The sequence below is a fragment of the Stenotrophomonas bentonitica genome, assembly GCF_013185915.1.
In the GTDB taxonomy this organism is placed as follows: domain Bacteria; phylum Pseudomonadota; class Gammaproteobacteria; order Xanthomonadales; family Xanthomonadaceae; genus Stenotrophomonas; species Stenotrophomonas bentonitica.
Genome location: NZ_JAAZUH010000001.1, coordinates 411,870 through 432,618, shown reverse-complemented (window position 1 = coordinate 432,618; position 20,749 = coordinate 411,870). Strand labels below are relative to the sequence as shown.

Genomic DNA, 20,749 nt, shown 5'->3' with positions numbered 1-20,749 from the left:
GCGGCTGTGCCAAGCGCTCAGTTGGATGGTGGACGCTCACGCCGCCGACGTTCGTAAAGCTTCATGTCGGCCCGATTGATGGTGTCGGCCACGGTCTCCGAAGGGCGGTTGATGGCGCAGCCGCCGGAGAAGCGGATGGGGGAGAGGTAGGCGCGGTCCTGGTACTCGGCCTCCAGAGCCTGCAGGCGATCCAAGGTGGCGCCCGGAACGAACACCAGGAATTCGTCGCCGCCGAGTCGGACCACTACTTCGCCTTCCTGCAGGGGTTCGGACAGGAACGCCACGAAGTCGACCAGCACCGAGTCGCCGTGGGCATGGCCCTGGGTGTCGTTGATTTCCTTGAAGTGGTCCAGGTCGAACACCAGGCAACCCCAGGCTTCGGGCTGGTTTTCGGCAAGCTCCGCCAGATAGCGACGATTGAAGGAGCGGGTGAGCGGGTCGCGGATGGACAGCTCCATCAGCTGACGCTCCTGCAGGTGCTGGGTGGTGATGTCCTGCGCGTGCCCGAGCACATAGTGCGGGCTGGCTTCAGTGTCGAGGATGTTGTGATACGCCCAGTAACGGCGGGAGCCGTCTTCGGCCAGCAGTTCCATCACCCCGGAATCGCTCTGGTTTTCTGCGATCCGCTCAAGGTAGCCCTGCAGCAGGTGCTGCCGTTCTTCAGGAATGATCTCGGCCAGCGAGTGACCGACTAGCTCCGCTTCCGGACGGTCCAGCGAGGCGGAGGCGGCCGGGTTGACCGAGGTGATGATGCCGTCCAGCGTGTGCGTGCAGATCAGGCCCAGGCTGTGCTGGAACAACCGGCGGTAGCGCGCCTCGCTCTGTGACAGTGCCTCGCTGGCCTGCCGTTGCTCGGCCATGCGATTGAGCAGGCTGGCGCGCTGTTCCATGGCAAAGGCGGCGACCTGCGCCAGCCATGCCAGGGCTTCACGCTGGCCGGCGCTGGCCTGACCCGGTGCGGTGTCCAGCAGGCACAGGGTGCCGATCCGATTGCCGCCCTGTACCCGGATCGGTGCGCCCAGGTAATGGCGGACGAAAGGCGGTCCCTGCACGATGGGGTTGTGGGCGAAGCGCGGGTCTTCGCTGGCGTCCTGCACCTCCAGCACCATGTCGGACTGGATCGCCCAGGTGCAGAAGGAGATGTCTCGGGCAGTCTCCGACGCGCCATCGATACCGACCAGCGACTTGAACCACTGGCGGTTGCCGTCGATCAGCGAAATCATGGCGATCGGCATGCCGGTCATGGCATGGGCCGCGCGGGTCAGCGCGTCGAAGAACGGTTCCGGGTCGGAATCCAGAATCCGCAGGTACTCCAGGGCAGCTTGACGCTCGCGTTCGGTCATTCCACGCCTCCACAGCCTGTTCCGGCGCAGCCCTCCGCTGCGATTGGGGACATCGTAAGGATCTGACGTGCACCGGGCAGTGAAGTGCCGCAGCCTCGACTAGCCAAGCTGGGAGGTGGCCTGAGTCGCAGGGCGTGTGAGACGCAGATGCGTGGCAAGATGATGGAGATCCGGAACCACAATCAGAGCGAGACCGATGACCTCATCCACCGATCTGCCTTCGTCGTCAGGCTCAACAAGTAAGGGCGTGGAGTTCTTCATTGATACTATCGATCGCGGTAAGGATGGTGCGCTTCGCTATATCGGATACATAAACTCTGGTGGATCTGTATCGATCGGTGATGTCTTCGTTCAAGCTTATGTAATCCCTCGAACGATTGAAGACGTCCGAATGATGCGGCCGTTGGCCGCGCCAGCGAACAGAAGAAGGGTATCGCTGACGCTTACATATGTTGAGGTGATGCGTCAGAGCATTCAGCTCCTTGGGCAAGGCGTTACAGCACTCGTGGGGTTCTCTGGCGAAGGGCTTGATCTCCTTTGCGTGGGAGATCGCCTGAGCACCTGTCCAAGCCGCTCGGAAGAGTAGGGCGGACATGAAGATTGATCCTGCCGGCCTGCTCCAACGCATTGGAGATGCAATGAGTCCTAATGAAGTGAAGTATGAGAAATGGCTACTTACGCTGCCGAGATCTGATGAGGAGTACGGGACCTACAACTGCCCAGGATGTGGAAGCGTCGGGCTGCGTTTCCAGTACTTCAGTGTTGAGAGTGGGAACGTCGGGTGGAAGTGCGCCTGGTGCCCGTCGTGCCTCAGTGGGGTGCGAGTTTGCAGGGTGATCGTGCCGGAGGCGGCATTGGTCCTGAGAACCGAAGAGGAGTATCGGCTCTTTGACGACTCGCATCCCGGATTACGTTTGGTGACTTGAGCAAGCGCGGACGGGGCATTGTGATGTTATAGTGTTACATCCACTGCCTATTCATAACGACAGTCCTTGATGAAGATCCACGCTCTGGTGGCCGCCACGGCCGCCATCCTGTTCGCGCCCGAAAGCCACGCCCAGTCCTCTGATTCCACGCTCACGCTGGGCAAGGTCGATGTGCACCAGCACACCGAGGGCCAGCTCACCGCCCATCAGGTGCTGACCTCGGTGGATGTGCTGGGGGCCGACCAGATTGAGGACAAGAATGTTTCGCACAGCTGGGAGCTGCTGGGGCAGATGCCCGGTATCCAGCTGACGGAGACCCGCCAGGGCGCCGAGTCGGGCAAGGTCAGCTTCCGCGCCTTCAACGGCGAGGGCTACCTCAATGCGATCAAAACCCTGATCGATGGCGTGCCGAGCAACGTCAACAGCGGCAACCAGCGCTTCATCGACATGTTGTTCCCGTTGGAGATCAGCTACATCGAGGTGGTGCGCGGCACCAACGACCCGCGCTACGGCCTGCACAACATCGGTGGCAATGTGAACTTCGGGACCCGCCAGGGTGGCACTTACACGGATGGCCGGCTCAGCTACGGCAGCTACAACACGCGCGATGCGCAGCTGGCGATTGGGCGTGAAGGCAACGGCTTCTCGCAGAACTACTTCTTCGGCACCCAGGCCTCCGATGGGTATCGCGACCACGACACGTCGCGCAAGTATGCGCTGGGTGGCAAATGGTTCTACGGCAGCTTGGATGAAGGGATGCGGGTCGGGTTGACCGCACGCACCTACCATCACGAAGCCGATGAGCCGGGTTTCATGACGGCTGAAGAACTGCGCACGGACCGCCGCGGCTCGCAGCTTCGCAACGCCAATGATCACGATGAGCGGGACATGCGGCAGATTGGGGTGCACCTGGATATGAAGCTGGCGGACAACCTGTTCCTGGGTAGCAAGCTTTACTACAACCGGTACGAAGACGACCGCAAGGTTACTTTCAGCGACCTGCCGACCGGCAACGCGCCGCGCCAGCGACGGGTGTGGGATGAAAAGCAGACCGGGATGCTGACCACGTTGACCTGGCAGCCTGCAGACACGCTCACATTGGAGGGTGGTCTCAACTATGAGCATCAGGACAACGGCTACATCCGCGAGCGTTTCAGCTACGCCGAGCCCACGGACTTCTCGGCGCCGCCCGCGCGGGTGCAGAACGATGACCGGCACACGCTCGACAACTGGGGCGCGTACGTGCAGGCCATTTACCAGCCCATCGAAGCGCTGAAGATCGTGCCGGCGTACCGCGTGGACCGCTTTGATGGAGATACCCGGCTGCAGGGTGGCGTGACGGGGCCGCTGCAGCGCTACGGGACCATCGGGCAGCCGAAGCTGAGCGTGGTTTATGCCTTCACGGACACGGCCAATGTCTACGCCAACTGGGGGCGCACCTTCCAGGTGCTGACCGGTTCAACGCCGCCGGCGTACCTGACCCCGGGCCAGGCGCCGATGGGCGCGTCCACCAATACCGGCATGGAGCTGGGCATGAAGTTCAGCCCGTTCGCGGGCAGCCAGGCGCGCATTGCGGTCTGGCAGCAGGACGCGGCCAATGAGGTGTCCAACATGCCGGCTACTGGTACTACCGTGACGTTGGGCAAGACCCGGCGGCGGGGCGTGGATGCGCAGATCAGTGCGAGCCTGGGCGAGCGCTGGACGGTGTGGGCGTCGCATGCGTACCAGGAGGCGAAGATCGAGCGTGATGGGCGCGATGCCGGGGTATCGTTGGAAGGGCGCGAGGTGGCCGCTACGCCGCGTTACATCAGCAATGTGGGTGTGGATTTCCAGGCGACCGAGAAGCTGCAGTTCGGGCTGCAGGGCAGGGCGCAGGGGGATTACTACCTTGAAGAACGGAATGTGGCCGGCAAGTACGGCAGCTTTGCGGTGCTGGATCTGAGTGCGCGTTACGACATCAGCCCGCGGTGGAGCGTGGATGTGCAGGTGAAGAATGTGACGGACCGGGAGTACGCGTATGCGTGGTACGACAGCTTCTTCTGGGAACAGCCGCAGCCGATGTTTTCACCGGCGGCTGGGCGGGGTGTGTACGTGGGGTTGAACATGAAACTGTGATGCGTAGTGCCGGCCGCTGGCCGGCTCCACGCGGAGGCCGGCATCGCCTGGAGCCGGCCGGCGGCCGGCACTACGCGTTGTCGCACGTCTCGGTGGGGCGCGGCGGTCAGAACCGCGCCGTCGCACCCACGAAGAACGTGCGCGAGCCGGTGTCGTAGCTGTTGCCATCGTCAATGGTGGAAACATCACCTGCATTCAGCACGCCCGCACGCAACGTCAGGTGCTCGTTGACATCAAACCCGGTCACCAGGTCCCACGTGGTGTTCGCCTTGGCGAAGGTCGGGCTGGTGCTGGACACCAGCTGCTCACCCACATGCTGCGCGCTCAGGTTCAACGACCACGCATCCGTGACCTGCCAGTCCAGCGAGGTGTTCGCAGTCAACTTCGGCACCACCAGCAGGTTGGCGCCCGTCGTGCGGTTCTTCGACTCCAGCATGCGGGTGGCGTTGGTGGTCCAGCTTAGCCGCTCATGCAGCGGAATCGTGACGCTGGCTTCCACGCCGCGGGTGCGCGCCTTCTGGATGTTCTGCGCGACGGTCCACCAGAAACCATTGACGAAGCTGGAATCGAAACCGGCGATGTCGCGCAGTGGCACCTGTTCGATCTTGTCGTCGAAGTCGGTCAGGAAGTAGGTGGCCGAGGCCGACCAGCCGCTGCGGTCGAAGCCGACCCCCAACTCGTAGTTGGTGCTGGTTTCCGGTTCCAGGTTCGGGTTGCCGGCCATGTAGCAGCCGGTGGTGCCGTCGGCGCTGACCGAGCGGTTGGTCCAGCCTTCCACGGTCAGGCTGCGGCAGCCGTTGCCACCGGACTGGGTGGCCGCGCCGGCGCTGCCCTGCTTCAGGTTGGGGGCACGGAAGCCCTGCGATACGCCACCCCGCACCGTCCAGGTGTCCGACGGGTGCCAGACGCCGTAGATGCGCGGGCTCAGGTTGTCGTCGTAGTTCTCGGTGTTGTCCCAGCGCAGGCCGAGGGTCAGGGTGAAACGTTCGTGCAGGGTGATGTGGTCTTCAGCGAACAACGCCCAGGAGTCGGCTTCATTGGTCGGGCTGATCCGACCGCTGCCGCTCCAGGTCACCGGCACGGTAACGATGGTGTCGGTGTTCTGCAGTTCTTCGCGCTTCCACTGGCCGCCGACGTTCAAGCTGTGCTCGAAGCCCCAGTGGAAGCCGGTGGCGAAGGCGGTGTCGAACACGGTTTCCTTCGAATGGTTGCCGACCGCGCTGCCCTTGTCTTCGTAATCGTTCTGGGTCAGCGTGGTCTTGGAGGTGCTGGTGTCGCCGTAGCGGCCGTCGTGGGTGACCACGTACCCGGTGTGGACCAGCTTGGACAGGCCCCAGGCGTTTACATTGCCGGCGCCACTGTTGCTGCACGCCGTGCGAGGCTTCGAAGCCCAGCATATGGTCGCCGTTGATCGCCCAGTTGAGCAGGGCGTTGGCGTTCTCCGCCTTGTTGCCCGGGGTCTGGCTGCGGCCGCGGTCCGACTCGCGGTCGGTGACGTTGGCGCCGACGCGCAGGCCGAGGTTGTCGGTCAACGGGCCACTGAACAATCCACCCATCTGCGTGGTATTGCCGCGCGTCTTCGAATCCGGCTTGCTGTAGTTATACGTGACCGAGCCACCCCATTCGGTACCGATCTTGCGGGTGATGATGTTGATCACCCCGCCCATGGCGTCGGAGCCGTACAGCGAGGACATCGGACCGCGCACCACTTCGATGCGCTCGATCATGTCCGGCGAAAGCCAGTTGAGGTCCTGCGGGCCGAGGTCGTCGCGGTAGTTCACGCCGGACGAATTGCCCTGGCGGCGGCCGTCGATGAGGATCAGGGTGTACTGCTCGGGCAGGCCGCGCAGGCGGATCTTGGACTGCGCGCCGGAGAGGGCATAACCGCCGGTGACGCCGGGCACGGTGCTGAGCAGCTGGCCGATGCTGCTGACCGGCTTGCGCTCGATTTCCTGGCGGGTGATGACGCTGATGCTGGCGGGCGCGTCGCGGATCCACTGCTGGGCGCCGGTGGCGGTGACTACGACGGTGTCGAGGTCGGTCGCGTTGGCAGCGACCTCGCCGTTGGCGTGCGCCTGGGCGGACAGGGCGAGGGCAATGGCGGCGGTGAGCGCGGCCAGGGAATGGACAAGCGTGGGGGATGAGCGATGCATCGAGAGCAAACTCCTGGATGAGAGGGTCCGCTGGCGATGGCTGGGACGTCCGTGTACGTTGTTTCAGACAACTTTAACAATCGTATCACGAACCATTCGCATTTGACACATTGCGACGCACTGTCACATGTAAGTAGAGCCGGGCTCTGCCCGGCTCTACACACGCAATCACCAATCCGTCGGCTTGTAATCCTTCAGGAACTGGCCCCACACGTGCTCGCCGGTATTGAAGCCGTGGATGATCGGATCGACGATGCGCGCGGCACCGTCCACGATATCCAGCGGCGGGTGGAAGCGTTCTTCCTCCACCTTGCGCTTGGCGATTTCCGCCACGTCTTCGTCGGTCACCCAGCCGGTATCCACGCTGTTCATGTGGATGCCGTCGCCGTGGTAATCGGCGGCCGAGGTACGCGTCATCATGTTCAACGCGGCCTTCGCCATGTTGGTATGCGGATGACGGGTGGTCTTGAAGTTGCGGTAGAACTGCCCCTCCATCGCCGACACGTTGACGACGTGCTTGTCGTGCTCGGGCGAACGCAGCATCAGCGGCTTCAGGCGCGCGTTGATGATGAACGGCGCGACGGCGTTGACCAGCTGGGTTTCCAGCAGTTCCACCGACGAGACTTCGTCCAGCTGCAGGCGCCACGAATTACGTCCGCGCAGGTCGACCTGCTGCAGGTCCTTGTCCAGCTGCCCTTCCGGGAACAGATGCTGCTGGCCCAGCAGTTCGTCGGCCAGCAACGGCACCTGCGAGAGCTCGGCGGCGCGGGTCAGGCCGTCGGCGCCCAGCAGGGCGGCGTCCTTCACCGCAAGCGCGGACGCTTCCGCGCCCAGCGCCAGCATTTCCGAGCTGCGCAGGCCTTCGTACTGGCCCACAAGCTTGCGGATCGTCTCCGGCAGGTCCTGCGGGGCGACGGTTTCGCCGGCCATCATGTGCGCGTAGAACTGCGGCGGGCGGCGCACGGTCTGGCAGGCGTTGTTGATGATGAAGTCCAGGCGCGTGCGGGTGGCCAGCAGTTCCGTGCAGAACGCTTCCACGCTCGGGGTGTGGCGCAGGTCCAGGCCATACACCTGCAGGCGGTGGCCCCATTCGGCGAAGTCCGGCTCTTCCGCGTAGCGTGCGGCAGAGTCGCGCGGGAAGCGGGTGGTGACGATCAGCTCGGCACCGGCACGCAGCAGCTTCAGGCCGGCCTGGTAGCCGATCTTGACCCGGCCGCCGGTGAGCAGCGCCACGCGGCCGCGCAGGTCGGCGGTTTCGGTGCGCTTGATGAAGTTGCTGTCGCCGCAGCTGACGCACATCTGGTCGTAGAAGTGGTGCAGCAGGGTGAACTTCTGCTTGCACACATAGCAGTGGCGCTCTTCCGACGAATGCACGGGTTCCGACGCCTCAGCGGCATTCTCGCCGTTGTGCGGGTCGTGCAGGCCGGCGGCGTGCGGCGGGAAGTAGTTCGGCGTGGTGAACACCGGCTTGCGACGCAGGGTGCGGATGCCGGTGTTGTCCAGCTTGGCTTCTTCCTTGCGGATGCTCTCGTCGCGCAGGCGCACCTTGGCCTCCTGCTTGAGCTTGGCCCGGCGCTCCTTCGGTTCCGGGTGGTAGACCTGGGCCACCACCTGGTGGAAGCGCTTGCGCTCGTCGATGGGCAGCACGTCCAGCAGGGTGCGGTCGAGGTCGATCGCCGCCAGCAGGTCCATCGCGGCAAGGATCCGCTCGTTGAGGGGCGACTCGTCCTGGGGCAGGGCGTCGGCGGGGGAAGAAGCGATAGCGTTCACGTTGGATCCGGGAGAGAGCGGCAGGCGGGCGTACAGCGGGCCGCTATTCTCCCTGATTCCGGCTGTTCATGTTGGAGGGGGCTGAACCGCCCCGATCCTAGATCCGGGCCAGGCTGGCAATGGCCAGGAACACCGTGGCCGTGGTCACCACGGTGAAGTACAACCAGCCCAGGGCCATGAACTTGATCGAGGTCACCAGCCAGGACTGCCCGTAGACGCGACGCTGCATGATCAGCAGGTAGACCGGCATCCAGGTCAGCAGCGCGGCGATGGCGAGGCCGATCAGGGTTCCCACGACGGGCACATCGGGCCTCTGCCCGGCCAGCATGGTCAGCAGCAGGATGCCCAGCAGGGCCACGCACAGGAACGCATGGCTGTAGAGCGCCACGACCAGGTGCTCCAGGTACAGGCGGCCGCTGCCGAGATAGAAGAGCTTCAGCAGCAGCGCGAACAGCGGTACCAGCACGAACAGGGCCGACGGCACCGAGGCGAAGAAGGCATTCACCAGCAGCTGGGGCCGCTCACTGATGCGGGGCAGGTTGAGCCGGATGATCTCGGCCTGCCCGGTGAGCCAGCGGTTGGCGAAACCCGGAAGGAAGTCGATGTCCACCGGGGTGTAGCCCCTGGGTGCTTCTGTTTCGGCGCGCGGTGGCGGGGTGGGGGTCGCGGACGGGGTGGGGGCGGGCTGCCCGGCCAATTCCTCGTTGCGCTTCGCGGCCTGCTTCTCGATCTTGGCGATGGCCCGGTCCATGGTGAAGCGCAGCGACTCGGGCATCGTTGCACGCGCGGTTTCCAGCGGCGCGATATGGGCACGGCGTGCCTTCTCCACCTCTTCGCTGGTGCGGGCGTCCTTGAACGCGGTTGCCACTTCCGGCGGTGCTGGCGTCTTGTCGACAAAGGTCCCGGCATCGACGTGGACAGCCAACCGCGCCACGAAGAAGGTAAGCACCGCCACGATCACGAACAGACGGATCGGCGGGATGTAGCGGGTGCGATGGCCGGCCAGGTAGTCGGCAGCAAGGCGTCCGGGCAGCAGCAGCTGGCGGAGGGTGCGGAAGATCCGCCCGTCGAGGTGCCAGAACGACTCGAACACCTCTTCAATGGCATGCCCGAAGCTGCGTACCGGACTGTGCGCCGATTGCCCACACTGGTGGCAGAAGTCGCCCTGGAGGGCGGTGGTGCAGTTCTCGCACGCATCAAGGTGGGACGCAGTCGAACTCATCGGTGCCGGGGCCCGGGCAGGGAAGGCGCATAACATAGCGGGGCACCCATCCCGGTGCCAGTGCCTGCCAGACCCGCAGGGGTAACTCAGCTCTGGTCGTCTATCGGCGCCTCCGGGCCGTTGGTCATCACCGAGCGGATTGCGTTCTCGCGGGCGCCGGCCGAGGTATAGGTTTCGCTGGTCCCGATCACCAGCCCATTGGCGGCCATCAGGTTGAACATGGGTTGGCCGTTGACCGCGTTCTTGAGCAGGTAGCGGTCTTCGTACAGCGAGTTGGCGCGCACCGAGGCGATGCCGGACAGCGCGTTCTGCTTGGTGGTGTAGCGCTCGCCCTGCAGGATGATTTCGTTGTTGCCGGCTTTCAGCACGAAGTGGAACTGCGAGCCGGATCGGCTCAGGACGTATCGAGCGGCCACGGGAACTCCTGTCGTCGTGCCGAAGATGGCGACATGAATGTCCGGCGCGCGGGCATGGCCTGTCTATCCTCAATCCGACCCTGCGGCCTTCGAATTGGCTGAACAGGCGGTGCATTCTTCACTGGTCGCAAACAAGTAGAAGTACTGACGCGCCGTCGTGCGTGCTTCCGCGATTCTGGCCATGAACTTTTCGTGCCCGCGGGGTGAGCTCGATGTCGCTGGTCATACCTGCTGCCCTGGGTACTCCGCCGTCGCCGTCGCACCTGCTGGCACTGGCCGACATCTTCCTGCTGTTCTTCATCATGATCGGCCCGATCAAGGCCATCGGCGCCTACGCGACGGCCGCGCAGGGCATGGAATCGAAGCAGTGGGCCGCAGTCTCCTGGAAGGTCTTTGGCATTGCCGTGGTCACCACCGTGGCGGCCGGGGGGCTGGGCGGGGCGATGCTGCACAAATGGCATATCGCTCCTGCCGTGCTGCAGCTGGCCGGCGGCCTGGTCTTCCTGCTGGTGGCCCTGCAGATGGTGCTGGCCCAGTACGCACCGCCCGCGCCGCCACCGGCTGCGGCAAGCGCGCCACCCGCCGCGCGGCTGGCGTTCCCGGTCACGCTGCCGGCCTACGGTATCGCCGCCTTGATCGTGCTGGTGGCGCTGAGCGGGTCCACCGAGCGCTACCTCTGGATCATGGGGCTGGCGATCGCGGTGCTGCTTCTCGACCTGCTGGTCATGCTCTTCATCCGCCAGATCATGCGTGTGGTGGGCCAACTGCCATTGCAGATCCTGGCGGCCGTGTTGGGGATGCTGCAGGTCGCGCTGGCGCTGCAGCTGATCACCGGTGCCGTACGCACCATCATCACTTCATAGGGCACCGGCATGGAACTGCAGGGAAGCTACCCGTACCTGCCACTGTGGCTGATCACCTTGCTGCTGTTCATCGCGTTGCTGCTGGCGCGCGAACTGGGCAACTGGCTGCGGCTGCGTCATCGGCCCGCGCCCGCGGGTGGCAAGGCCAGTGATGAGACCCCTGGTGGTGAGAGCGTGGCGTTTGCCACTACCACGGTACTGGGGCTGCTGGCCCTGCTGATCGGCTTCACTTTCTCGCTGGCGTTGGGCCGCTACGACGAGCGCCGCAACCTGGTGCTGAAGGAAGCCAACGCGCTGGGCACCACCTGGCTGCGCGCGGATCTGCTGGAACCCACCGACACCCAGCGCGTTCGAGAGGTGCTGCGCCGCTATGTGGATTCACGCGTCGACTTTGCCAATGCCAAGGGCGCCGATGCCGAAGTGGAAACCAATGCCCGCACCGTGGCCCTGCAGAACGAGCTCTGGGCGGCGGTAGTAGCTGGCACGGCGGCGTTCCGTGACACGCCGCGCGCCTCGCTGCTGGTCACCACCACCAACCAGACCATCGATCTTTCGACCGAGCGCTTCGCCGCGCGCCAGGACCACATTCCGCCGCGGATCCTGCGGCTGTTGTTCATCTTCTCACTGCTGGCGGCAGGGTTGCTGGGTTATGAGCGTGCGCAGAAACGCAGCACCACCACGCTGGTGCTGCTGCTGTTCTCGCTGGCGGTGGGCCTGGTGCTGGATCTCGACCTGCCCAGTACCGGCACCGTGAACGTGCCGCAGGAGCCGATGCTGGACCTGCAGCGCGCAGTGCATCTCCCCAATGCCCCCACCGGAGCAGGACCGTGAACCTTGCCGCCGCCACCCAACCGCTGGACCCGCTGCCGCTGGAGACCTGGCTGGTGAAGCTCACCGAGCCGGTGGTGACGATCATCGCGCTGCTCGCGTTGATCCTGATCACCGTGGCGACCATCGTCGCCTTCGTGAAGATGATGCTGTTGATGGTGCGCGGCGGCACCAACGCGCAGCGCCGCACGATGTGGCTGGAGTACGGGCGCTGGCTGGTCGCCGGCCTGACCCTGCAGCTGGCCGGTGACATCGTGGAATCGGCTATCTACACCACCTGGGATTCCATCGGCCAGTTGGCGGCGATTGCGGTGGTGCGGACCTTCCTGAACTACTTCCTTGAACGGGACATCGAGGAGATACGCGGGCGGCAGCACGAGTCTACTTCGGACCACGACGCAGGCAGCGGACGGTAGCGTAAGTGCCGCTTACTCGCGGCGCAGTTTGATGTCCACGTCGCGGGCGGTGTTGCCCAGCAGCTGCAGCCCGAAATCGCCGGTGCCGTGCTTCGCCTTGACCAGCACGTCCTCGCCGTCGTCGGTTTCCACGTGGAAGCCCTTGCCCAGGCGAACCTTCAGCGCGTCGCGCACGGTGGAGGCGATGCGATTCTCCGACTGGCCATCTACGATCGGTATGTCGACCTGAATCGGCGCGCCGTCACGCGGCCAGATCCGGAAACTGATGACGCCGTCGGACTTGGCGCGCTCATCGAACACGATCCGCCACTTGTTGGAGCGTCGTGGGCGCTCGGCCTCGGAGGGTGCGGCGACGCCAGCAGGGGTCGGCTGTGCCTGGGCCCGGACCAGCGGTGCGGCGACCAGGATGGTTGCCGCCAGCACCAGCGACAACGCAATGCGGTAGGGATGGATCTTCATGGAAGCCTCCTCAACTGGTGAACAGCCAGAGTGCGGTCATGCCCCCGATCAGCAGCAGGCCGACCGTGAATGCCGTGGTGGCGCGATGCCGGGAATCGATCAGGCCCCGTTCGATGTCGCGCGTCACCAGGCTGTAGCGGATCAACGACCAGACAAGCAGGGCCAGCCCCAGCACCACCATGCCGATGCCCGCGTTGCTGGCGTCGTCCAGCAGCAGCCGCCCCTTGGTCGGGGCCTCATCGTTCTGGATCAGGTAGGTGCTGAACCGGTTGATGGTGATGCCAAAGCCGATCAGCGACACCGTGGTGCGCAGGTAGGCCAGGTGGGTCCGCTCGTTGGCCAGGTGGGTGCGCCCCCGGGCCAGGTCGTTGGACAGGGTCGGCGACGGCGGCGCGGTGGGCGGAGGCGTGGAATGGGGCATGGTGGCGCGGCCTTGGCGGGTTCCGGACCTGCCCAGTGTGCGCATGCGCGCTGCGATTCACATGCGTGTGTCTGCGGGTCGCACGTCAGTAAATCTACTTGGCCCGCATATCGGCTGCACATCCGCTGCACACGGGGCTGCCTAGAGTGGCCGCACCCCAGCATCGGCGCGCCCCGTGAACCTGCACACCTCCATTCCCCATCCGCTGCCGCGGCGCCCGCTGCCCGACACCTGCCAGTTCGAACTGCTCGACCTCAACGCGCTGCAGGATCCCTGCAGCGGTCGCATCGTGCACCTGTACTCGATGGTCGCCCGTTGCCAGTCCTGCGAGACCGTGTTCAAGGCCGAGGAAGGGCAGGGCTTCGTCAGCACCTCGGTCGCCCGCGTGCTGCGCTGCCCGGCCGGTTGCGGCGAGCAGGCGCTCAGGGGCGCTGCGCTTCGCCAGTGGACCCCGCCGACGTCGCCTGCGCGGCTGCACTCTGCATCGCCTCTGCCGCCAGCACCTGTTGCGGCGTGAACTGGCAGTGCCCGCTGCCCACCGGGGGCAGCTGGGCAAGCTGTGAGGCCGCCCCCGCCTTGCGCGCCAGTGCCGGGTAAATTGGTTCGAAGCGGGGCGTCACCGACGGATCATCCAGGTTGTACTGCAGCACCAGCGGTTTCTGCAGCGCGCCGGTCAACGCCAGCCCGCGTGCCAGTTTCCTTTCTGCGGACGGGTCTGCCGACACCCGCCGCACACCGGCGTTGAACGCCTTGTCGTCGCCGAAACCGGAATACACCGTCTGCTGGTTCGACACCGGTACGCCGCCACTGCGTTTGACCAGTTGCTGGAACACCAGGGTATGCAGGCTGATCGTCCCGGCCAGTTCGTCCGGTTTCAGTTCCAGTCGCCGGGACAGGGTTGCGGCCGCCACCGGATTCGTCTCGATGGCTGCGGCGATGGCGTCATAGGTTTCCCCCTGGGGCATCGCTGCCGCTGCCGGCGAGATAAGCCCTCCCTCCGGCAGGCCTTTCGCATCCGGGAAGAAATACTCGAACGCGACCAGCGAAGTCAGCATCTCGGCGGCCAGTACGTCGCCCGGCAGGTTGGCACGGCACATCGACACGCCACCGCTGTAGTGCTGCGGCAGTCGTTCCAGCGTGCCGATGGCCACCGCGCCGCCCATCGAGAAGCCGATTATCCAGCTGTGCCGGGTGTCCGGATGCTGGGCGACAAACCGGGCGCGCAGGCGCTCCAGGTCCGCGATCGCATCGGTGACCGCCCAGCCCTGGCTGCTGTACCCGCTCTGGGCCACCGCGTAGCCGGCCTGGGTGAGCGCTTCGGTCCAGGCGTTGCCGGGCCAGGGGTCCGGCCGTGGCGTGCCGATCGGCTCGAACCCGTGCGCATACACCACCAGTTCGCCATTCCAGTGGGCCGGCACGTCGACACGCCAGGGAGCGCCCTGCAGGGTGCCGGTTTCGGTGCGGATGGGCGAATCGGCCGGCGGCCTGCTCCACGCCGGGGGAAGCAGCAGGTCCGTGCACAGCCCCAGGTACAGCGACAGCCAGCGTATGTTGCGCATCCAGTTCGTCCTCAGTCGGCGGCCGGCGCAAGGTCGACCAGCAGGGTGGGAATCAGCTCGGAAACCGTCGGGTGGATCGGCACTGCCCAGCGCAGCTCGTCCAGCGGACGGTCGGCGCTCATCATGTCCAGAATGCCGTGGATCGCCTCGTCGCCGCCAGTGCCCAGAATGGCCGCGCCAAGGATGCGCCGGGTTTCGGCGTCGGCGACCACTTTCATGAAGCCCTTGGTTTCACCTTTTTCCACCGCGCGGCCGACGTTGATCATGGGTCGCTTGGCGAACAGCAAGGGGCGGCCGGTTTTGAGCGCTTCGGCTTCCGAGATGCCGGCCCGCCCCAGCGGTGGGTCGATGTACAGCGCATAGCCGGGCACCCGCTGGCTGACCCGACGGTCCTCGTCGTCCAGCAGGTTGGCGGCCACGATCTCGAAATCGTTGTAGGCCGTATGCGTGAACGCGCCACGTCCGTTGCAGTCGCCCAGCGCCCAGATGCCCGGCACGGAGGTCTGCAGGTGGTCGTCCACGGTGATGTAGCCACGCGCGTCTTTCGTGATGCCAGCCGACTCCAGGCCCAGGTCGTCGGTGTTCGGGCGCCGGCCGATGGCGATCAGAACGTGGCTGCCGACCACGGGTGTCGCGCCAACGGACACGGCAACACCCTCTGCGTGCGTCTTGAACGAAATGTCGCTGGCACCCGTGTGGACCTCGATTCCCTCATCTTCGAGGATCCGCCGCACTTCGGCCGAGACGTCCGGGTCCTCGCGCGAGATCAGCCGGTCGGAGCGCTCGATGATGGTCACCTGTGCGCCGAAGCGCCGGTACATCTGCGCGAATTCCAGCCCGATGTAACTGCCGCCCACCACGACCAGGTGCCGGGGCAGGGTAGCCAGCTCGACCATGCTGCTGTTGGTGAGGTAAGGCACGTTGGCCAACCCCGGCATGTCCGGTACCGAAGCGCGCCCGCCTACGTTGATGAAGATGCGCGGCGCGGTCAGTCGTTCGCCGTTGACCACCACGGTATCGGCGCCCTCGAAGCGCGCGTGGCCGCGGATCAACGTTACGTTCGGCATGCTGCCCAACCAGTCCTCGTTGCCGCTGCGCGAATCCAGGATCACCTTGCGTGCGCGCGCGGCCACCACGCCCATGTCCACGGTGACCGGGCCTGCTGCGAACCCATACTCCGCGCCGCGCCGGGCGGTGTGGGCGGCATAAGCGCTGGCAACCAGCGTCTTCGTCGGCTTGCAGCCGGTGTTCACGCACGTACCGCCTACGAAGTGGCGCTCGATGATCGCCACCCGCATGCCGGCCGCGTGCAACCGGCCCGCGAGCGCGGGGCCTGCCTGCCCGGTGCCTATGATGATGGCGTCGAACGCGCGGGGAGAGGCCTGGGATGCAGCAATGTCGGACATGGCGGGGAACCTTTCACGTGTCTTGTATGATCCCGGGGCGGCCACTGGAGGCTGCGTTGGAATCACCATGGAGATGATGCGTTGAACTATCTGGTAGCAGGTGTTGTGGTTCTGTCTATGCTCGCCGGGTGTGCCAAGCCCCCCGTACCCACCGCCCCGGCCGCCGGCGACGCATCGCCGCCAAGCTAGCCAGCGCCTGAGAGGGCCTCTGTGTTGGGTGGGCAGCGCGGCCAAGGCCTGCCGTATGAAGTAGTAGGCAGCGAAGTCCATGACGTGAAGGATCCCGTCTCCGGCCGCACCTACCAGGTGTTCGTCGCGCTGCCGCCTTCTTACGCCGACGCTCCCGACCGCAAGTACCCGGTCCTGTACGTCACCGATGCGGACTACGCCTTCCCGCTGGCACGCCAGATCGGTCGGCGCTTGAACGTCGAAGGTCCAAAGCTCGATGAGTTCATCCTGGTCGGCCTGTCCTACGCAGTGGGCGATGAAGGCATGCCCAGCCGCCGCCGCGATTACACGCCCACCCCGAAAGGCCCCAGCAGCGCACCGGCGGATGCCGTGCATGGCGGTGCCGCGCCGTACATCACCTACCTGCGCGATCAGGTGCTGCCGTATGTTGCAGGCCACTACCGCACCGACGAAACCCGCCGTCTCCTGCTCGGCCATTCCTACGGCGCGCTGCTCGGCACCCAGATCCTGTTCACCGACCCGGGGTTGTTTGCCGGCTACATCGTCGGCAGCCCCTCGTACTGGTACGACCACAATGTGATGGACCGTTTCGAGAAGGACTACGCCGCCAGCCACGACGACCTGCCGGCGTCGGTCTACATGTACGTGGGCGAGTACGAAACCCCGGCCTTCGGCAACGACGCCGACATGGTTGCCGACGCACGGCGGATGGAGGCGGCAATGCGCGCCCATCGCTACCCGTCGCTGCGCCTGAAGCTGGAGGTGCTCAACGACGAAGACCACCTAAGCGTGGCTCCGCGCGGCCTGACGCATGGCCTGAAGTACCTCTTGGCGACGGGAAAAGGCGCGTAGCGACACGCCATGCGTGTCCCACGGACCCCATCATCGCGCACGATCCAACACCGCGAGGACACGCATGGCGTGTCCCTACGCGGTTCACCAGTTCCAGCGCATGCCGGCCTTGCCGTTCCAGCTGTCGTCCCTGCCGTTGAAACTGGCGCTGTAGTCGATGTCCGCGAACAGGTAGCCGGACGACGACACCTGCCAGGTTCCGCCCAGGCCGAGTTCGCCCCAGCTGCCACCGAGGTCCACTTCGAAGGGCACGAATCCCCGGTCGCTGTCGAATTCGGCGCGGGGGCTGCCCTGGAACTCGCGCCAGATGTTGGCCCGTAGCCACACGGTGGCGCTGCGCGGTTGTCCGCTGCGGCCCTGCCAGCCGGAGCGGCGATCCAGCTGCGCGCCGAGGCGCCCAACCAGCGAATCGCCGTCGGTGAAGCGGATCTCGCCGTACGGGTCGTTGATGGAATCGACATCCACCTGCTGCCAGATCACCTGCGCCTGCGGCGACAGCCGCCAGCGTGCACTGCCATCGGCCGCTGCATCCAGCACGAACGGCCAGCTGGCCTCCAGCGACGCGGCGGTGCCCGTGGCATGCGTGGTGCTCTCCGGCAGGCGCGTCGATTCGGCACGCAGGTCGTACCAGGTGTGCTGCACCACCGTGTCCAGGTAGGCGCCTCGCTCGTTGAACGCGGTCCAGTAGCCACCCACGGTGCGCGCATCGAACCGGTCCACGCCGGCGTGGAAATCGTAGTCCAGATAGTTGTGGCGCACCTCGCCCTTGGCCTTGCCATAGGCAAGGTAGAAGCCGGCATGGGTACGATTGCCGGTGTCCGCGTTCTGCTGTCGATACAGGTCCACGCCCATCTGCAGCGCGTCGAACCGATAGTCGAACCCAGGGCCTTCGGTGCCGTAGATGCCCTGGCTGCCGCCGTCGCGCTTGCCGTCGTGGCCCACGTAGCGCACCCAGGCACCGTTTACACCGCTCTGCATCGGATCCAGATCGGTGCGGGCGCGCAGCAGTTCCTCGTCGCCGACGCGCTCATGCAGCGTGTCGATCAGCGTGCGACCGTAGATGCTGGCCATGGCCGGCAGCGCGGCCACCAGGGACACCTCCTGCCGATACGCCGGCGGAACCGGGTCCGGCGGTGGTACGGGCGGGTCCGGATCGGGCGGAACCGGCGGCGGATCGGGATCCGGCGGTGGCGGGTTGGGCGGGTCCGGTGGCGGCGGGTCCGGCGGCGTTGGCGGGTCCGGATCCGGTGGAGTGGGTGGATCCGGGTCGGGCGGCGTCGGGGGATCGGGGTCGGGCGCAGGGCAGGGAGGCACCGGCGCACCGGGGACCGTGCAGTCGATGGCCGAGCGCAGGAACCAGCTGTTGTCGCCGTTGGCGTCCGCAGCGGCGGCGGCGCCGCGGTACAGGAAGTACTCGTAGGGCCCGGCAAGCACCGGTGCGTTCAAGGCAAAGCTGCCGGGCTGGGTGGTGCCGCCCAGCGCCTGTACGACCAGGATGCCATCGGCTTCGGTGAGCGCGCCCTTGCCGTTGCTCTTGCGAATCTGCAGCTGCGTGCTGCCGCTTCCGGTTCCACCGGCGATGACCAGCCGGTCGGAAAGCGAGCTGTCATCACCCAGTTGCGTGTTGAGGGCGATCGCTCCGTTGGTGCCCGTGTAGCCACTGCCAACGGTGAGGGTGCGGTACGAGGTGGGATCGTCCGGCGCCGCCGCCAGCGCAGCGGTCATCACGAAGTCGATCAGGCTGGCATCGTTCAACAGCTGGGTGACGTTCGAATTGGCTGTCACGTTCCACAGGCTGTCATTGCCCAGCGTCAGCGTGCTGGTGCTGCCTGGCGCGGTGTACACGCTGCCCTGCAGCACCGAGTGGTGGGCGTCGATCTGTGCCGTGGCGCGCAGCGCGGTGCCGCTGACCGTGCGCGGTGCGATGTTGATCGCCCAAGGGCTTCCGGTGAGCGTGCTGTCGCGCAGATCGACATTGGCGATGCCGCCATACAGCCACAGCGCGGCGCTGTTGTCCGACGTCACGGTGGTGTCCTGCAGCACCAGACTGTTGGCAGACGCTGCGGGCGCAACCGGAAGGGCAGTCGTCGTCACGAGCGGAGCGTCCTGCGGAGTCGGCGAGTCTGCCAATGCAATGGCAGGTGCCGGAGGCGGCGCAGTGGAATCCAGGTCCGGTACGGTAGGAGGCAAGGTCGGCAGGGGAGGCGCCGAGCCCAGTACGGGTGTCGTGGTGAGTGTTGAAGGGGCTTCAAACACAATGCCCACCGCACCGGTGCCCTGCGCGTGGATGTCCGCGCCTGTGGCGCTGAAGTTCCCGCCGCTGAGAATCCGGACCGCGTGCGCGTTGGTGCCGGTGCTGGTGATGGCCGAGCCTTTCCCCGCAGCGTCGCGCAGCAGGTTGACCGTGCCGGCGCTGGCATACACCGCCGGCGTAGCGGCTTGGGTAGTGGCGACACTGCCGCCCGCAAAATTGATCGTGCTGGCGGTCCACCCATACAGGCCGTAGGCCGACGTTCCCTGCGTGGCGACATCGAACCCGCTCAGGTTGACGGTGGACACGCCACTGCTGGTTCCGGCCAGGACGCCATACGCGCTGGTGCCGCGCGTGGCTATCCTGCCGCCGGTCAAGGTGGCATCGGTGGTGTTGGCGATCCAGATGCCATACGCGTTGTTGCCGGAGGTGGACACGCTGACGTCCGAACCGCTCACGGTGGAAGTGCCGTTCGCGTACAGGCCGTAGCTGCCGGTTCCCGTGGTGGTGATATCCACCCGGTTCGGAAGCCCGGTCGCATTCGAAACCCGGAACGCGTGGCTGCTGTTGCCGGCCGTCTGGATGGAAACGCGACCGCTCACTGCCGGATCGAGGTTGGTCGCGACCTCGCCCAGCGACTGTGCCAGCACACCGTAGCTGCTGTCGGCGGTAACGCCCACGCTGGAGGTGCCGCGCAACTCTGCCTTGGAACCATTGAACGCCCAGACGCCACCCGCGCCGACGCCAGGCAGTGAAATGCTTGAGTTGATGAAGGTCGTGCTGCTGCCGCCCCACGACAGCAGCCCCCAGGCGGCGTCGCCTACCACGGTTACCTGGCTTCCGCTGAGCTGCGCGGTGGAGCGCGCCCCGTAGATGCGAAGGCCATCGGCGTTGGCGCCATTGGTCAGGATGCGGGTGTTGGCGGCGGTCAGCAGGGAAGGGCCCTTGCTGGCTTCCGGTATGTAGACGCCATGCACCGACGTGCCGTTGCCGATCAGGTCGACGCCTGCCGGGCTGGCGATGATGTCCACCGTGCCATTGGCGATGTAGAGCGCGTCATTGGGCGCGCCGCTGCGGAAGTCGGAGGTGATGGTCACCGCGCCCGGTGTGCCCTGGTTCGGGTCGATGGTCACCCGCGCACCGTCGAACACGCTTACGCCGGCGCCGCCCAGCTGGGCCGGGTACGGCGGCACCGGATGGATGCTGACCGAGCCCTGGATCAGGCCGACAGGCACTACGTCGCCGTCATAGAACTGCTCGTAGGTCAGCGTGCTGCCCGAGGTGATGACCGGCGTCGGGTAGACCTGCGCCAGCGCGGTCCCGGCGGCCAGCAACCCCGCAATGGCAACGGCGATGGTGGTGCGTCGCGGTCGACGTCCAATGTCCTTCTGGCGCACGTGCCCGGCTCCATGGGGGATGCCTGCATGGTGCGCCGCACACCGTTGCTGCGCCTGCGAACTCTTGCTGGCAGCGGACCGGTAAAACTACTGCGTCGCGTTGCTGCATCTGAGGCGCGTGCTTCGACGCGTTAGACTGAATCATTCAGGGTTGGCCCCGGGA

Annotated in this window: 16 protein-coding genes and 2 pseudogenes; 7 read left to right on the top strand and 11 right to left on the bottom strand. The window is 65.8% G+C overall.

Annotated elements, in window-relative coordinates:
• Nucleotides 1–17 precede the first annotated feature (17 nt).
• A complete protein-coding gene (locus HGB51_RS01865; protein WP_070206221.1) occupies nt 18–1,343 on the bottom strand; it encodes a sensor domain-containing diguanylate cyclase in 1,326 nt (441 codons plus the stop codon).
• Nucleotides 1,344–1,539: 196 nt separating this feature from the next.
• On the opposite strand from HGB51_RS01865, the gene HGB51_RS01860 reads away from it, so the two are divergent.
• Together HGB51_RS01860 and HGB51_RS01855 are read left to right on the top strand one after the other, a co-directional pair.
• On the top strand, nt 1,540–1,929 hold the full coding sequence (locus HGB51_RS01860) for a hypothetical protein (protein ID WP_141738951.1): 390 nt from the start codon (nt 1,540–1,542) through the stop codon (nt 1,927–1,929).
• 409 nt (nt 1,930–2,338) lie between these two features.
• Nucleotides 2,339–4,384: a TonB-dependent receptor gene (locus tag HGB51_RS01855; protein ID WP_070206220.1), complete on the top strand. Its 2,046-nt coding sequence runs from the start codon at nt 2,339–2,341 to the stop codon at nt 4,382–4,384.
• Between the two features lie 106 nt (nt 4,385–4,490).
• Here HGB51_RS01855 and HGB51_RS20225 read toward each other — a convergent pair whose 3' ends face one another.
• From HGB51_RS20225 to HGB51_RS01835, 5 genes and pseudogenes are all read right to left on the bottom strand, one after another.
• The gene (locus HGB51_RS20225) at nt 4,491–5,687 is read right to left on the bottom strand and encodes a TonB-dependent receptor domain-containing protein (protein ID WP_256123577.1); all 1,197 of its coding nucleotides are present in this window, start codon (nt 5,685–5,687) and stop codon (nt 4,491–4,493) included.
• Nucleotides 5,688–6,099: 412 nt separating this feature from the next.
• A pseudogene (locus HGB51_RS20220) lies at nt 6,100–6,537 on the bottom strand (TonB-dependent receptor plug domain-containing protein); the annotation flags it as partial.
• A 168-nt stretch (nt 6,538–6,705) separates the two neighbouring features.
• Nucleotides 6,706–8,229, bottom strand: a complete 1,524-nt coding sequence (locus HGB51_RS01845; protein ID WP_246233438.1) for an SDR family NAD(P)-dependent oxidoreductase — start codon at nt 8,227–8,229, stop codon at nt 6,706–6,708.
• A 175-nt stretch (nt 8,230–8,404) separates the two neighbouring features.
• Nucleotides 8,405–9,529, bottom strand: a complete 1,125-nt coding sequence (locus HGB51_RS01840) for a DUF3667 domain-containing protein (RefSeq protein ID WP_070206218.1) — start codon at nt 9,527–9,529, stop codon at nt 8,405–8,407.
• An 86-nt stretch (nt 9,530–9,615) separates the two neighbouring features.
• The gene (locus HGB51_RS01835; protein ID WP_070206217.1) at nt 9,616–9,945 is read right to left on the bottom strand and encodes a YegP family protein; all 330 of its coding nucleotides are present in this window, start codon (nt 9,943–9,945) and stop codon (nt 9,616–9,618) included.
• Nucleotides 9,946–10,157: 212 nt separating this feature from the next.
• On the opposite strand from HGB51_RS01835, the gene HGB51_RS01830 reads away from it, so the two are divergent.
• Genes HGB51_RS01830 through HGB51_RS01820 form a run of 3 tightly spaced genes read left to right on the top strand, consistent with a single transcriptional unit; the run spans nt 10,158 to nt 12,052 of the window.
• Nucleotides 10,158–10,808, top strand: coding sequence for a MarC family protein (locus HGB51_RS01830; protein WP_070206216.1), 651 nt, complete (start codon nt 10,158–10,160; stop codon nt 10,806–10,808).
• A gap of 9 nt (nt 10,809–10,817) precedes the next feature.
• Entirely contained in the window at nt 10,818–11,639 is an 822-nt protein-coding gene (locus HGB51_RS01825; RefSeq protein ID WP_070206215.1) for a bestrophin-like domain, read from the top strand.
• A complete protein-coding gene (locus HGB51_RS01820) occupies nt 11,636–12,052 on the top strand; it encodes a DUF1622 domain-containing protein (protein ID WP_256123576.1) in 417 nt (138 codons plus the stop codon). The genes HGB51_RS01825 and HGB51_RS01820 overlap by 4 nt, the downstream gene beginning before the upstream one ends.
• Before the next feature lie 12 nt (nt 12,053–12,064).
• Here HGB51_RS01820 and HGB51_RS01815 read toward each other — a convergent pair whose 3' ends face one another.
• Both HGB51_RS01815 and HGB51_RS01810 read right to left on the bottom strand, forming a co-directional pair.
• Nucleotides 12,065–12,511 (bottom strand): hypothetical protein, encoded by a 447-nt coding sequence (locus tag HGB51_RS01815; RefSeq protein WP_070206214.1) that lies wholly within the window; start codon nt 12,509–12,511, stop codon nt 12,065–12,067.
• Nucleotides 12,512–12,521: 10 nt separating this feature from the next.
• Entirely contained in the window at nt 12,522–12,932 is a 411-nt protein-coding gene (locus HGB51_RS01810) for a YidH family protein (protein ID WP_171966711.1), read from the bottom strand.
• A 175-nt stretch (nt 12,933–13,107) separates the two neighbouring features.
• Between HGB51_RS01810 and HGB51_RS01805 the strand changes: the two genes are divergently transcribed.
• Nucleotides 13,108–13,449, top strand: a complete 342-nt coding sequence (locus tag HGB51_RS01805) for a hypothetical protein (protein ID WP_256123575.1) — start codon at nt 13,108–13,110, stop codon at nt 13,447–13,449.
• Here HGB51_RS01805 and HGB51_RS01800 read toward each other — a convergent pair.
• Both HGB51_RS01800 and HGB51_RS01795 read right to left on the bottom strand, forming a co-directional pair.
• Complete coding sequence (locus tag HGB51_RS01800) at nt 13,355–14,491, bottom strand: alpha/beta hydrolase family protein (protein ID WP_070206213.1); 1,137 nt, start codon at nt 14,489–14,491, stop codon at nt 13,355–13,357. The two genes, HGB51_RS01805 and HGB51_RS01800, sit on opposite strands and share 95 nt — an antisense overlap.
• An 11-nt stretch (nt 14,492–14,502) precedes the next feature.
• Nucleotides 14,503–15,897: an FAD-containing oxidoreductase gene (locus HGB51_RS01795; protein WP_070206212.1), complete on the bottom strand. Its 1,395-nt coding sequence runs from the start codon at nt 15,895–15,897 to the stop codon at nt 14,503–14,505.
• A gap of 117 nt (nt 15,898–16,014) precedes the next feature.
• On the opposite strand from HGB51_RS01795, the pseudogene HGB51_RS01790 reads away from it, so the two are divergent.
• Nucleotides 16,015–16,938 (top strand): annotated as a pseudogene (locus tag HGB51_RS01790) (alpha/beta hydrolase).
• A gap of 84 nt (nt 16,939–17,022) precedes the next feature.
• Here HGB51_RS01790 and HGB51_RS20435 read toward each other — a convergent pair.
• Nucleotides 17,023–20,586, bottom strand: a complete 3,564-nt coding sequence (locus tag HGB51_RS20435; RefSeq protein ID WP_141738950.1) for an autotransporter outer membrane beta-barrel domain-containing protein — start codon at nt 20,584–20,586, stop codon at nt 17,023–17,025.
• Between the last annotated feature and the right edge of the window lie 163 nt (nt 20,587–20,749).